This is a genomic window from Mycobacterium appelbergii (assembly GCF_032883035.1).
Taxonomy (GTDB): Bacteria; Actinomycetota; Actinomycetes; order Mycobacteriales; family Mycobacteriaceae; genus Mycobacterium; species Mycobacterium appelbergii.
Window position 1 is genome coordinate 1 of record NZ_JAMQTH010000024.1, and the last position, 13,525, is coordinate 13,525.

At 65.6% G+C, this 13,525-nt stretch carries 12 protein-coding genes and 1 pseudogene; 6 read left to right on the top strand and 7 right to left on the bottom strand.

All coding sequences use genetic code 11. The annotated features are described in order from the left end of the window. Positions 1-219, bottom strand: a pseudogene (locus M1247_RS35215) (HNH endonuclease signature motif containing protein); the annotation flags it as partial. 367 nt (positions 220-586) lie between these two features. Here M1247_RS35215 and M1247_RS35220 point away from each other — a divergent pair. Then, positions 587-901, top strand: coding sequence for a DUF222 domain-containing protein (locus M1247_RS35220; protein ID WP_317161096.1), 315 nt, complete (start codon positions 587-589; stop codon positions 899-901). Positions 902-916: 15 nt separating this feature from the next. Here the strand turns inward: M1247_RS35220 and M1247_RS35225 are convergent, their stop codons facing one another. Next, complete coding sequence (locus tag M1247_RS35225) at positions 917-2,002, bottom strand: tartrate dehydrogenase (RefSeq protein WP_317161097.1); 1,086 nt, start codon at positions 2,000-2,002, stop codon at positions 917-919. Positions 2,003-2,110: 108 nt separating this feature from the next. Then, positions 2,111-2,989 carry a LysR family transcriptional regulator gene (locus M1247_RS35230; RefSeq protein ID WP_317161098.1) on the bottom strand — a complete coding sequence of 293 codons (879 nt, stop codon included), beginning with the start codon at positions 2,987-2,989 and terminating at the stop codon, positions 2,111-2,113. 105 nt (positions 2,990-3,094) lie between these two features. Between M1247_RS35230 and M1247_RS35235 the strand changes: the two genes are divergently transcribed. Together M1247_RS35235 and M1247_RS35240 are read left to right on the top strand one after the other, a co-directional pair. Continuing rightward, positions 3,095-4,552: a GntP family permease gene (locus tag M1247_RS35235; RefSeq protein WP_317161099.1), complete on the top strand. Its 1,458-nt coding sequence runs from the start codon at positions 3,095-3,097 to the stop codon at positions 4,550-4,552. 12 nt (positions 4,553-4,564) lie between these two features. Continuing rightward, a complete protein-coding gene (locus M1247_RS35240) occupies positions 4,565-5,338 on the top strand; it encodes a TIM barrel protein (RefSeq protein WP_317161100.1) in 774 nt (257 codons plus the stop codon). Between the two features lies 1 nt (position 5,339). On the opposite strand, the gene M1247_RS35245 is transcribed toward M1247_RS35240, so the two are convergent. From M1247_RS35245 to M1247_RS35260, 4 genes are read right to left on the bottom strand one after another with little or no spacing between them, the layout of a single operon-like run. Then, positions 5,340-6,128 (bottom strand): N-acyl homoserine lactonase family protein, encoded by a 789-nt coding sequence (locus tag M1247_RS35245; RefSeq protein ID WP_317161101.1) that lies wholly within the window; start codon positions 6,126-6,128, stop codon positions 5,340-5,342. Then, positions 6,125-7,456, bottom strand: a complete 1,332-nt coding sequence (locus M1247_RS35250; protein ID WP_317161102.1) for a bile acid:sodium symporter family protein — start codon at positions 7,454-7,456, stop codon at positions 6,125-6,127. Before M1247_RS35250 ends, M1247_RS35245 begins: the two co-directional genes overlap by 4 nt. 29 nt (positions 7,457-7,485) lie before the next feature. Next, positions 7,486-8,943, bottom strand: coding sequence for a GntT/GntP/DsdX family permease (locus tag M1247_RS35255; protein ID WP_317161103.1), 1,458 nt, complete (start codon positions 8,941-8,943; stop codon positions 7,486-7,488). Beyond that, positions 8,940-10,043, bottom strand: a complete 1,104-nt coding sequence (locus M1247_RS35260) for an isocitrate/isopropylmalate dehydrogenase family protein (protein WP_317161104.1) — start codon at positions 10,041-10,043, stop codon at positions 8,940-8,942. The genes M1247_RS35255 and M1247_RS35260 overlap by 4 nt, the downstream gene beginning before the upstream one ends. Before the next feature lie 225 nt (positions 10,044-10,268). On the opposite strand from M1247_RS35260, the gene M1247_RS35265 reads away from it, so the two are divergent. From M1247_RS35265 to M1247_RS35275, 3 genes are read left to right on the top strand one after another with little or no spacing between them, the layout of a single operon-like run. Continuing rightward, the gene (locus M1247_RS35265; protein WP_317161105.1) at positions 10,269-11,075 is read left to right on the top strand and encodes an IclR family transcriptional regulator; all 807 of its coding nucleotides are present in this window, start codon (positions 10,269-10,271) and stop codon (positions 11,073-11,075) included. Continuing rightward, a complete protein-coding gene (locus tag M1247_RS35270; protein WP_317161106.1) occupies positions 11,072-12,784 on the top strand; it encodes an IlvD/Edd family dehydratase in 1,713 nt (570 codons plus the stop codon). The genes M1247_RS35265 and M1247_RS35270 overlap by 4 nt, the downstream gene beginning before the upstream one ends. Continuing rightward, the gene (locus tag M1247_RS35275; protein ID WP_317161107.1) at positions 12,771-13,508 is read left to right on the top strand and encodes an SDR family oxidoreductase; all 738 of its coding nucleotides are present in this window, start codon (positions 12,771-12,773) and stop codon (positions 13,506-13,508) included. The genes M1247_RS35270 and M1247_RS35275 overlap by 14 nt, the downstream gene beginning before the upstream one ends. Positions 13,509-13,525: the final 17 nt, after the last annotated feature.

The following is a 13,525-nucleotide window of genomic DNA, read 5'->3' on the forward strand; positions in this document are numbered from 1 at the left end:
CTCGTTCCAGGATTTGGCCCCCAATTCCCGCGGTGAACAATCGGTTTGCAGTTGGGCCAGCAGTCGATGCGACGGGGCGGGTAGCTGAGAGCGCAGCGTCTCGTATTCGTCGAGCACGGCGAGCAGCTCAGTACGGGTCAGCGAGCCGACCTCGCAGGCCGCGAACGCGTCAAACGCCGCCCGCAACCCGGCAATCGCCGCGACCACACCACCCTCCATTCATCGAACATACATTCGACCACCGACAAGTCCGCGCCGCGCATAGATGTGATGTATCAGGACATCGGTGACAGTTCTGTATCAGGACATCGGTGACGGTGAAGACGCTGGCTGTTCTCGAGGTGGTCGAATGCGCCGACCCGGGATTGGAGTCCACGCCGTACTCGACACAGAACGGCGAGACCTCCCACGAGGCGCTTCACCGGGCCACCGCGAGATGGCGAGGCGAACACGAGGATCGATGGGTTCATTAACGGCCACCGCCAGAGCCTGGGGCCTGAAGTGTCACCACCAAGACCACCAGAACTGTCACCGATGTCCTGAGACATAACAACGCATGTCGGTGGGTCGGCATAGCGTCTCGAACATGAGTTCGATATTGGTATCAGAAAAGGACATCCTGAGCGATGCTCTCGATCACCTGGCCTCCGCCTGCAGAGAGATCGACGCGTTGTCCGTGCACGGGTTGACTCGCTCCGAGCTTCAGGAGGTGCTGAGTCGGCTCTATGCCGGCGAGAAACGGTTGGCGGCCGTTCAACAACGGCTGCTGGGACGGATGGTCGCCACCGGCACCGCCGCACCGCCCCAGTTCAATCCCGCCGGGGTGCTGGCCAGGAGATTGCGGATCTCACTCGGTGAGGCAAAGCGACGAATCGAGGAAGCTGCTCCGCCTGCCGCGTGAGCCCACGGGCGGAGGTCAGCGTCGTGGCGCGGCCACGGCGTCGGCGACGGCCTTGCCCAGCGCCTCCGTCGTCGCGGTACCGCCCATGTCGGGGGTGAGCGTGTCGCCGCCGCGCGCCAGCACGGTCTCCACCGCCGCGAGTACCGCTGCGGCGGCATCGGGTTCACCGAGATGTTCGAGCATCATCGACGCACACCAGATCTGGCCGATGGGGTTGGCGATCCCGCGGCCGGCGATGTCCGGGGCCGAACCGTGCACCGGTTCGAACAGGCTCGGGAAGATGCGTTCCGGGTTTATGTTCGCGCTCGGCGCGATACCGATGGTTCCCGTGCAGGCGGGGCCGAGGTCAGACAGGATGTCGCCGAACAGATTTGAGGCCACCACGACGTCGAACCAGTCCGGGTGCATGACGAAATTCGCCGTCAGGATGTCGATGTGGTACTTGTCCACCGCCAGATCGGGATAGTTCGCGGCCATCGCCTGTACCCGCTCGTCCCAGTACGGCATCGAGATCGAGATGCCGTTGCTCTTGGTGGCGGAGGTCAGATGTTGCTTCGGGCGGCTCTGGGCCAGATCGAAGGCGAACTTCAAGATCCGGTCGACTCCGACGCGGGTCATGACAGTCTCCTGCATCACGACCTCGCGGTCGGTGCCCTCGAATATCTTGCCGCCGACGCTGGAGTACTCACCTTCGGTGTTCTCCCGCACGACGTAAAAGTCGACGTCGCCGGGGCTGCGTCCGGCCAGCGGGCTGGGCACCCCGGGCATCAGGCGGACCGGCCGCAGGTTCACGTACTGGTCGAAAGCGCGACGGAACTGGAGCAGGCTGCCCCACAGCGACACGTGGTCGGGCACCACCTCCGGCCAGCCGACCGCGCCGAAGAAGATCGCGTCGAACCCGCGGAGTTCGTCGAACCAGTTGTCGGGCAGCATTTTTCCGTGCTTGGAGTAGTAGTCGGCACTGGAGTGGTCGAAATGCTCGAAGTCGAACTTCACGCCGAACTCCGATGTCACCGCATCGAGCACGCGCAGCCCTTCCGGGACGACCTCGGTGCCGATGCCATCGCCGGGGATGACGGCTATGCGATGGGTCAGGGTCATTGAAGTGTTCCTCTCACAGCGTTGTCGTCTCACAGCGTCGTGGTCGATCTAACGGGGCGGGAAGGGCCATGTCCAAGACGCAGATTCGACCAGTTCGATAGAGAACAACTATCGGTCACGGCGCGAAGCCTGGATGAACGCCGCCGCGGCCGGGCTGAGGCGACGCTGCTGCCAGACCAGACCCACGTGCAAAACCTCCGTGGTCGCCAGGGCTCGAACGGACAGCCCGACTGAGTCGGCCAGTTCACGCCAGGACTCCGCGACGACGGCGACGCCGAGGCCGCTGAGGACCAGCGGAAGCAGCGCTTCGCGGTGCTCGATCTCAACGGCCAGGCGGCAGTCGGTGGCAGCGAGGATCGCGTCGGCAACACGGCGCATGCCGGTGCCGGGCTGGCCGACGATCAGGCGCAGGCCACTCAGGCGCGCGATGTCGACCGGGTCGCCGTCGGGCAGGTCGACGTCAGGCCGCGCAACGAGCACGAAATGTTGGGTTTCGACAGGCAATGTCTCCAGATCATCGAATTCGTCGAGCCCGCGCGGAGTGGCCAGCAGACCCAGCTCGGCGGTGCCCGTGCGCAGCGCCTCCCGGACGTCTTCGGGCCGGTCACTGGCCACGACAGCCACTTCGACATCGGGATAGTGGTTGGCGAAATCCGCCACCATCCGCGTCAACGGACTCACCGCCTGCGACGGCATCGACGCGATCGTGAGTCGACCACCGCGCAGCCCCTCGACCGATTCCACCGTGGCCCGGGCCACCTCCAGGAGTCGCACCAGCTCGCGGGCCGGATCCACCAGAGCCTGGCCCGCCGAGCTCAGCACCAATCCCCGGCCACGGCGCATGAACAGTTCTGTCCCGAGTTCCTCCTCGAGACGGCGCAACGAGTGCGACACCGACGGCTGTGCGACGTAGAGATGGTCAGCGGCGCGATGGACGGTGCCCTGGTCCACCACTGCCAGGAAGTACCGCAGCTGTCGGATGTCCACGCAGACCCTCCGGACCAGGAGAAAACCGATTGATAGACGCAGACTATCTAATGCACTCAGAACTCGTCTTGGACAAGGTGGCAGTGACTGCGGTCACCTTTTGACATGTCGGATCAAGTTCTGTTGCTCGTCAACGCCGCGGCCGCCATCATCGGCATCGTTGCCAGCATCACGTGGCTGAAGTTCCCGCCCGTGTTCGCCCTCCTGCTGGGCACGCTCTATCTCGGGGTGACCACGAAGTTGGGCTTCGCGGGCACCCCCAAGGCGATCTCGGACGGATTCGCCGACGTCATGGGCGACATCGGTGTCCTGGTCACCTTCGGCGTCATCCTCGGCGCGCTGCTGACCGTCACCAACACGATGCAACGTCTTGTCGAAGCGATGCTGCGGCTGTTCGGTGAACGCAGTGTGCCCTACGTGTTCGCTGCGGCGCTCAGTTCGCTGTTCTCCTCGATCTATTCGGATGTGCTGCTCGTCCTCTCCGCCCCGCTCGCCCGTCGTCTCGGGCCCAAATTGGGAGACCGCGGACTGGCCATGATGGGCGGCGCACTCACCGCTGGGATCGAGGTCGGTCTGGTGTTCGTGGCACCGGGAGTCGCCGCGGTGGCCATTGCCGGCATCCTCGACGTGCCGCTCGGTCAGATGTTCCTGCTCGGACTTGCCGTGGGACTGCCGACCGCGCTGCTGACGATGTTCGCCTTTCAACTGCTGCTTCCGGTGATGGGCTGGAACGCCAAACTCGATGAAATCGACGTGGGCGACGGGTTCGACGCAAACGGCATCTCTGACCGGGCAGTTGACGAGGGCACACCGTCCGCAGCCGACGGCCAGGCCGGTGACACTGCCGCGCAGACCGGTGACACTGCCTCGCAGGCCGGTGGCATCGCCACCGCAACCACTACCGAGCCGAAGGTCCGCGAACTCAACCTTTTCGTCTCCATCACCCCCGTCCTGCTCACCTTGGTACTCATCGCCGGAGGCGCCCTGGCCCAGGCCGCCGGCTGGGAGGCCGATGTCATCACGTTCGTCACCGATCCCGTGGTGGCGATCTTCGCCGGAGCCGGACTGGCTTTCATCCTCGCCAGCCGGGTACGTCAGCGCGCCGAGATATCCAGCGCCATCGGCACCGCCCTGACCTCCTGCGGCCCCATCCTGGTGTTGAGTGGCATCAGCGGATCACTCGGATTCGTCATCGAAGGGTCGGGAATGGCCGACATGCTCGGCAGCGCATTCCGCTCCGATTTCCTGCCGCCGCTGCTGCTCGTGTGGATAGTCGCCGCCATCCTCCACATCGCTCTCGGGTCGATCACCGTCGCCGGAATCACGGCCGCAGGAATCCTGGCGCCCATCGCAGGCACGTTGGGAGTTCCCGTCGTCCTGGTCGCGCTCGCCGCAGGCTCCGGGGCGCTGTTCCTACCGCACGTGAGTAGCAACTTCTTCTGGATGTTCCAGTCGCTCTTGGGATTCTCGACTCGGGGTACCTTCAAAACGCACAGTGGCGCAATGACTCTCGCTTCCCTGATTTCACTGCCGATCATTCTCGCCCTCAGCACGGTCCTGTAGCAGAATAGGGGCATGCCGACGCCCAGCGACTTCGTCGCGAACTGTTCGATGCTCTATGCCGATACGCCGACACTGCGACGTCCGGCCGCGGCGACGGCAGATGGTTATCGAAAGCTGGAATTCTGGTGGCCTTTCGAAGTTTCCGTTCCCGACGCCGCGGCCGTCGACGAGTTCGTCGATGCGGTCGCCGAGAGCCGGGCGCGGGTGGTGGCAATGAATTTCACTCTCGGCGACACCGAATCCGGTGGGCGCGGCATTGTCTCGCATCCGGACCGGGCCGCCGAGTTCGGTGAGCATCTCGGCGTGGTGGCCGACATCGTCACGCGGCTGGGCATTCAGCGGTGCAACGTGCCGTTCGGCATACACCTGCCGCAGTACACCGCCGAGCAGCAATTGGACACTGCGGTCGCCAATCTCAGCAAGGCAACCGACCGGCTGCATTCGTTGGGTGCGGTGCCGATGCTGGAGCCGCTCAGCGGCGTCGACAACTATCCGGTGGTGACCGCCGCACAGGCCGTGCGCATCATCGCGAAGGTCGACGATGCGGTGGGCCGGCGTGGCACGGTAGGGCTGCTCGCGGATCTGTACCACTTCGCCGCCAACGGCGAAGACATCGATGCGGTGCTGCACGATCATTGGGAACGCATCGTGCACGTCCAGGTCGCGGATTTCCCGGGCCGGCACGAGCCGGGCACGGGACAACTGGAGATCGATCGATACCTGGGGCTGCTCCGGGACCTCGGCTACCGCGGCGAGGTGGCGCTGGAATACATTCCTTCGCAGTAGTTCACGCGATGCGGGCCACCACGCCGTTCGCATCGACGGGGAATCTCCGCATCACCTCGGGATCGTGCCCGGGCACCACTTCCGCATCCTGCGCCCGGGTGCGCAGCCACTTCAGACCCGCATACATGTCCGGCAGGCTGGATGCGATGTGGAACGGTCGCTCCTTCTCGAATTCCTCGTACATGTGGGACGCGTCGGACGCGAGAATGACCGGGCGCCCGGCAGTTTCGACCTCGACGACGATCTGGCCGGGAGTATGGCCGGTGACCTCACGGAACGACAGGCCCGGGATGGCGGGGTCTTCCCGCGGCACCAACGTGAGGCGTTCGTCGACCATCGCCTTGCGCACCATGTCCACCTCCTGCGCCTCGACCGCGGTGGCGAAGATCGGTTGTTCAGCGATCTCGCCGGTCCAGAATTCGTACTCGGTGGCACCGGCGACCACGTGTGCCCGGTCGAACAGATCGAGGTTGCCGATATGGTCGTAATGGAAGTGGGTCAGCACCACGTGGGATACCGCGGAGGGATCCACCCCCGCCAGAGCGAGCGCGTCGGGCACCGGTGTGACCAGCTCGCGACCCCGGCGTCGGGCAACCTCCGGGCGGAAACCCGTATCCACCACCACGGTTCGTTGCGCATTGCGCACCACCCAGAAGAAGTAGTCGATCTGCACCGGCGCATCCGGCTCGTGGTACACATCGAACGAGTGGTAGATCTGGCGCATCGTGGTGTGCCACACGCCGTATCGGACGGCGAGTACCTCGTAGGGTTCCGGCGCTGGTGTGCTCATGCCTTCGATCCTGTCTGTACGGCCGTCGTCGCAGCGTCGGGTTCGGGGACTCCGGACTGGGTCGGTGGACGACGCGACCAGTAGTTGGCCAGCAGCGATCCGGTGATGTTGCCCAACGGGCTGAATACCGCCGCGGCCAGGCCTGCCGTGCCGATCATGCCCATCGACGATGCCAGACCTGTTGCCATACCGCCGTTCTGCATGCCGACCTCGAACGACACCGAACGCGCCGAGGATTGGTCCAGCCCGCTGAGCCGACTGCCCCAGTAGCCGAACACATAACCGGTCAGGTTGTGCACGATGCCGACCGCCAGCAGCGTCAGGCCGACGTCGAGCAGCGCATCGCGTCCGGCGGCCGTGGTGATGGTGTTGTAGTACATGATCCCGAACATCGACGCGTAGGGCATCGCGGTCTCGATCAACGGCAGCGGGCCCGTCACCAGCAGGTGATACACCCTGGCCACCACGATCGCGGCGGCCACGTACGACATCGACTGGAACACACCGAGTTCGGTGTCCGTCAGGTGTGCGGTGGCGAAGTTCCAGCCGCCGGCGACCAGTGCGACGAGCCAGGCTCCCGAGAGCACGACCGCGATATCGACCCGACGAATCGCCTTGGGAGCCGCGGTCCGCAGGTAGTCCACCAGCAGCGCGGCGGCCACCGGCACCAGGGTGATCCGGATGACGTCGAACATCATGCTGATGAAGCTGACGTCGACGATGCGCCCGGCGAACACCTTCATCAGCAGCGGGGTCATCAGCGGTGAGGCGATCGTGGACATCGCGGTGATCGTCACCGCAAGAGCCAGATTGGCCCGGGCCAACAGGCTCATCACATTGGAGGCCAGGCCGCTGGACACACAGCCGTAGAGGATGACGCCGAGGCCCACTTCCTTGGGCAGGCCGGCGAATTGCACCAGAATGAACGCCGCGACGGGCATCACCGTGTAGTGGCCGATCAGGCCGACGAGGACACCACGCGGGTGGCGGGCCACTCCCCTGAAGTCGGCGAGCCGCATCTGGGTGGCCATCCCGAACATGACCAGCTGGATGATCGTGGTCATCAGGAACTTGCCGGTCAGTTCCACGCCGCCCCAGCTGTGGAACGCCTGCGGGAACATCAGTGCAGCGATGACGCAGGCCAGGATCCAGGCGGTGTACTGGTAACTCTTCACCGATTCGATCGCCCCGATGCCGATCGCGGCGCCGAACACCGCCACCAGAACGGCAGGTTGCCAGACGCCCGGCACCGAGACGAGCAGGCCGATGACCATCACCACCGTCGCCAGCGCGGCGATGGCCAGACAAGACTTTCGTACTGTGTGCATTCCGCCTCCGCAGAGTTGTTGGCGTCGCCTCAGACGAAGGCGCCGAGAATCATCACGCCGATCCCGGCCACCACCGACACCGTGCAATCCATGACCGTCCAGGTTCGGAACGTGTCCTTGACACTGAGATTCAGGAATTCCTTGACCATCCAGAAACCGGCATCGTTGACGTGCGACATGAACCGCGACCCGGCGCCGATGGCCAGCGCCATCAACGCAGCGTGGTTCGGACTCATCCCCATTGCCACCGGCGCCAGCAGGCCCGCGGTGGTCACGATGGCGACAGTGCCCGAGCCGACCGCGATGCGAATGAGCGCGGCCAGCAGCCAGCCCAACATGAGCGTCGGCAGTCCGAGGCTGTGCGCGTGATCGGCGATCACATCACCGACTCCGGTCGCGACCAGTGTGGACTTGAATCCCCCACCGGCACCGACGATCATGATGATGCCGGCCACCAGCGGCAGGCCGGATCCCATCACACTCCCGACCCGTTCTTTGCCCATGCCGGTGGCCAGCCCGAAGGTGAACATGGCAGCCACACAACCGGCGAACAACGCCACGGTCGGCTCACCGATCAACTCGGCCGCAGCCCGAACGGTATTCCCCTCGGCCAGAACCAGTTCCGCGACGGCCCGGATGAGCATCAGCGCCACCGGCAGCAGCATCGTGACCAGGGTCGCGGTGGTACCCGGAATCTTCAGCGCAGGCTTCGGCGGCGCCATGGTCGTCGTACCGCCGGAACCGGACGGCTCCTCCTTATCGGGGGTGTTTCCGCTTGTGTTGCCGAACAGCAGGCTCTTGACATCCGGGGACGGCACCCATCGGTTGAGCACATTGCCCAGCAGCGGCCCGCCGATGATCACGGTGGGGACGGCGACGATGATGCCGAACAGCAGGGTGCGGCCCAGATCAGCGTTGAACGCCGAAACCGCAAGCAGCGGACCGGGATGCGGTGGCAGGAATCCGTTGAGCAGCGACAGCGAGGCCAGCGCGGGCATCGCCACTTTCAACAGCGACATGCCGGTGCGACGCACCACGAGCACGATGATCGGGAAGATCAGCACGAGCGCGACTTCGAAAAACAGCGGCAGCCCGATCAGGAACGCGATCCCGGCCATGGCCCACGGAATGGCCCGCGGTGGTACGGCATGCACGAACCGGTCGACCAGGCTGGTGGCCGCGCCGGAGACATTGAGCAGTTGTCCCAGCATCGCACCGAGCGCGATCAACAGTCCGGTGTCGCCGATGGTTCCACCCAGGCCGTCGGTGAAGTTCTCGATGGTCGCCCCGGCGCCGAGCCCCGAGGAGATACCCAGCACGGCCGACCCGGCGATGAGCGCGATCAGCGGATGCAGCTTGGCCCACGCGATGAGAACGATGATCAGGACGACGCTGCCGATGGTCAAGCCGAGCAGCAGATCGTCACCGACGGTGGCGGTCGGTTCCTCGCCGGCAGCCAGCAGCGCGGCGGTGGCCAGGGTGTTCATGCCGCGTGCTCTTGGGCGACGCGCGCGACGGCTTCGGCGACCGCGTCGCCGAACTCCGAACAGCTGAGGCTGCCCCCGAGATCCGCCGTCAGCTGACCGGACGCCATCGTCTCGACGACGGACTGCTCGATGATCTTGGCCCCGGCGCGCAGATTGTCGTCGTCGTGCCGCTGCGCCAGCCAGTCGAGCATCATCCTGGCCGAGACGATGGTGGCCACCGGGTTGGCCCGGTCCTGGCCTGCGATGTCGGGTGCGGAGCCGTGCGCCGGCTGGAACATCGCATGGTCGTCGCCGATGTCGCCGGACGGCGCCAACCCGAGTCCGCCGACGAGAGCCGCGGCCAGGTCGGACAGGATGTCGCCGAACATGTTCTCGGTGACCAGGACGTCGTACTGCTCGGGCTGCAGCATCATGTTCATGGAGAACGAGTCGACGAGCGCGTGGTCGGTCTGCACACCGGGATGTTCGGCGGCGACCTCGTCGAACACCCGCCGGAAGAATGCCAGCGAGCGGAAGATGTTGGCCTTGTCGACACAGGTCACCAGCTTCTGACCGTCGCTCGGGCGGCCGTTCCGCTCTGCGGCGAGGTTGAGCGCGTACCGGCTGATCCGTTCGGTGCCTTTGCGGGTCACGATCATCGTGTCGGCGAAGACGTCGTCGCTGACCTGTGCCCCACCACCGAACGAGGCGAACAGCCCTTCGGTACTTTCCCGCACGATCACCAGGTCGACCTCGGCTTCGGGGTCGAGACCCCGCGAGCCGGGATAGGCCTTGATCGGCCGCACGCCGGCGTAGAGGTCGAGGGACTTACGGGCGTTGACGATGAAGTGGCCCTGCACCTCGGTGCCGTCGGGCATCCGGATGTCGGGGTGCCCCATCGAGCCCATCAGGATCGCGTCGGCGCGCCGCATGGCGGCCCACGTCTCCTCGGGCGCGACCTGGCCCGTACGCACGTAGTAATCAGCGCCGCCGTCGAGGTAATCCAGTTTCAGGTCGACTCCCCGGACGGACTCCGCCGTCGCCGCCAGCACCTTGGTCGCTTGATCCACGATTTCGGGCCCGATGCCGTCGCCCCGCAGGATTGCAATGTCGTAGGTCACCGATGATTCCCATTCTGAACGTGTGTTGTTTCGCATACCAACACGATGAGTCGTATATCGAACTTCTAGTTCGATGCGCAACACGATAAAGTGATCCGCATCTCAGCGTCAAGACGTAAAACCCGAGTCCTTCCTCAAAAATGCCTGGCATTGACACGAGACCGACAGCGATTTAGCTTTGGCTAGCGAATCAATGATTCGCAAACCGATAAGGAGTGTGACTCAGTGACCGAATCCGGCGCCGAGGCAATGGCCGCCCACCCGGCACGACGCGATCGTGAAGTCGCGTCGGTGTCCAACGCGATGCGGCTCATCGAATCCCTCGGCCGCGTCGAGTCGTCCGGCATCACCGAACTCGCCCGCGAACTCGACCTGTCCAAGCCCGCGGTGGACCGGCTGCTGAGCACGTTGATGAGCGCCGGCTACGTCGAGCACGTTGCCGAGGGCCGCAAATACCGGCTGACCATGAAGCTTGTGGCGGTGGCGAACTCGATCAAGGACCGCACCGGGCTCATCGACCTGGCCCGACCGAAACTGCTCGAGCTCGCCGAGCAGTTCCACGAGACGGTCAACCTCGGCACCCTCCACCGGGGCGCGATCGTCTATGCGGACAGCATCGCCTCACGCCAGATGTTCCGCATCGAGCCGATGCCCGGCTCGGAACATCCCGCGTACTGCACAGCCATGGGCAAGGTGGTGCTGGCGTACTCCCCTGCCGATCAGCTTGAGCAGTATCTGCGCGAGTTCCGTGCCGTGCCCTACACCAGGTTCACCGCCACCACCGCAGGCGAACTGCGCGACCGGATCGAAAAGGCCCGCAGGGACGGCTATGCCGTCGATGACGGCGAACTGGTCGAAGAGGTCTGCTGTGTCGCGGCGCCGGTGCTCGACACCACAGGGTCTGCGGTAGCCGCTATTTCGATCACCACCATCCGCAGCACGTTCTCCCGATCCGGCGATCAGATGGCCAAGGCCGTCGTCGAGGCCGCGCGCCAGGTCAGTGAGACGCTCGCATTGGCGGAGTCCCGATGAGCCGCTCACAGCAGTGGTTCGGCGGCGCCGACAAGACGGGGTTCTTCCACCGGTCGGGCATCAAGGCGATGGGCGTGCCCAACCGGATGTTCGACGGCAGGCCCGTGATCGGCATCTGCAACACCTGGTCGCAGCTCACCCCGTGCAACGCCCACTTCCGCGAACTGGCCGAGCACGTCGCGCGCGGGGTGTACGAGGCGGGCGGCTTCCCGCTGGAATTCCCCGTGACCTCGATGGGTGAGACGCTGATGCGTCCGTCGACGATGATGTACCGCAACCTCGTCAGCATGGACGTCGAGGAAACCTTGCGCGCCAACCCTCTTGACGGCGTGGTGTTGCTCTGCGGCTGCGACAAGACGACGCCCGCACTGCTGATGGGCGCCGCCAGCGTCGACCTGCCGACGATCGTGCTGTCCGGCGGACCGACCCTGCCGGGCCGCCGCCGCGGGGTGCCGCTGCCGTCGGGCACCGGCACCTACGCCATGTACGACGAGGTGCGGGCGGGCACCATGAGCGCCGACGAATTCGTCGACGCCGAGGCCTGCATGTGGCGCTCCAACGGCCACTGCAACACCATGGGCACCGCGTCGACGATGGCCTCGCTGGTGGAGGCGATGGGCCTGAGCCTGACCGGCAATGCTGCGATCCCCGCCGTCGATGCCCGACGCAAGGTGCTGGCCCAGGACACCGGTGTGCGTGCGGTGGAATTGGTGCGCGAAAACCTGCTGATGTCGGGTGTTCTGACACGCGAGGCGTTCGAGAACGCCATCCGGGTCAACGCTGCGATCGGCGGATCCACCAACGCGGTGGTGCACCTGCTGGCACTGGCCGGTCGCATCGAGGTTCCGCTGAACCTGGACGACTTCGACAGCGTCGCCGCCGGCGTGCCGCTGATCGTCGACCTGGTGCCGTCCGGCAAGTACCTGATGGACGAGTTCTTCGACGCCGGCGGGCTGCCTGTGGTGATCAACGAGCTCGGCGACCTGCTGCACCGTGACGCGCTGACAGTCACCGGAAAAACCCTTGGCGACGCCGTCGAAGGCGCCACCTCATGGGGTTCCCCCGCCATCAGGACCCGCGACAACCCGCTGCAGCGCGATGCCGGGATCGCTGTGCTGCGCGGCAATCTCGCGCCCAGCGGGGCGATCATCAAACCATCCGCCGCCGCACCCGAACTCCTCGTGCACCGCGGCCCCGCGGTGGTCTTCGAGGACATCGACGACCTGCGGGCGCGCATCGACGACCCGGAACTCGTGGTGGATGCGGACTCGGTGCTGGTGCTCAAAGGAGCTGGGCCGCGCGGTTATCCCGGCATGCCGGAAATGGGCAACCTGCCCATCCCGGCGAAGCTGCTGAGAGAGGGTGTCACCGACATGGTGCGCATCTCCGACGCCCGGATGAGCGGAACGGCCTTCGGCGCCGTGGTGCTGCACGTCGCCCCGGAGTCCGCGGCCGGCGGCCCGCTGGCCTTCGTCCGGGATGGCGACATCATCGACCTCGATGTGCCGAACCGCCGGTTGAATCTCGGCGTCTCCGACGAGGAGTTGGATCGGCGTCGCGAGAATGCCCAGCTGTCAGGGCAGCCCAAGCGGGTCGAGGGCGGCTATCTGCAGCTGTATCTGGAGCACGTCACGCAGGCCGACACGGGTGCCGATTTCGACTTCCTGTGCGGTAAAAGAGGATCGGCGGTGCCCCGTGCCGGTCACTGAACAACGGGTTGCGGTCGTCACCGGCGGCGGAAGCGGGATCGGGCGCGCCGCCGGGCTGGCGCTGGCCCACACGGGCCACCGGGTGGTGTTCTGCGGGCGCACCGCGACAAGCCTGACCGAGAGTGCCGAACTTGCCGGGTCCGGTGACATCGCCGTGCTCGATGTCACCGACGAGTCGGCCGTCGACGCGTTCTTCGCCGGCCTGGCTCGCCTGGACGTGCTGGTGAACTCGGCCGGTGTGTTCGGCACCCGACAACGGGTCACCGAGACCTCGCTGGCCGAGTGGTCGGCGACGATGACCGTCAACGTCACCGGAACCTTCCTGTGCGCACGGGCGGCCATGCGACTGATGGCCGCTGCACAGCCGCGCGGCGGGCGGATCATCAACATCGGCTCGGTCTCCGCTCAGGTACCCCGGCCGGAGGCGACGCCTTATACGGCAAGCAAATTCGCCGTCACCGGGCTCACCCGCTCACTCGCACTGGAGGGCCGTGAACTCGACATCGCGGTCGGCCAGATCGATGTGGGCAACGCTGCCACGGCGATGACGTCGGGTTTCGAGACCGGCTCGCTGCAACCCGACGGCAGCGTCCGTCCGGAAGCCAAGATCGATGTCGCCCATGTCGGTTCGACCATCGCGCACATCGCCGGACTGCCACCCGAGGTCAGTGTCCCGTTCCTCACCATCATGGCCACCCGCATGCCGTTGCTCGGCCGCGGCTGAATCGCTGTAAGGAGTTT

What these genes read in the sequence shown, in the direction of transcription:
- M1247_RS35220 (WP_317161096.1), top strand. Translation starts at nt 587, where the DNA reads ATGAGTTCGATATTGGTATCAGAAAAGGACATCCTGAGCGATGCTCTC.
- M1247_RS35225 (WP_317161097.1), bottom strand. Translation starts at nt 2,002, where the DNA reads ATGACCCTGACCCATCGCATAGCCGTCATCCCCGGCGATGGCATCGGC.
- M1247_RS35235 (WP_317161099.1), top strand. Translation starts at nt 3,095, where the DNA reads ATGTCGGATCAAGTTCTGTTGCTCGTCAACGCCGCGGCCGCCATCATC.
- M1247_RS35240 (WP_317161100.1), top strand. Translation starts at nt 4,565, where the DNA reads ATGCCGACGCCCAGCGACTTCGTCGCGAACTGTTCGATGCTCTATGCC.
- M1247_RS35245 (WP_317161101.1), bottom strand. Translation starts at nt 6,128, where the DNA reads ATGAGCACACCAGCGCCGGAACCCTACGAGGTACTCGCCGTCCGATAC.
- M1247_RS35250 (WP_317161102.1), bottom strand. Translation starts at nt 7,456, where the DNA reads ATGCACACAGTACGAAAGTCTTGTCTGGCCATCGCCGCGCTGGCGACG.
- M1247_RS35255 (WP_317161103.1), bottom strand. Translation starts at nt 8,943, where the DNA reads ATGAACACCCTGGCCACCGCCGCGCTGCTGGCTGCCGGCGAGGAACCG.
- M1247_RS35270 (WP_317161106.1), top strand. Translation starts at nt 11,072, where the DNA reads ATGAGCCGCTCACAGCAGTGGTTCGGCGGCGCCGACAAGACGGGGTTC.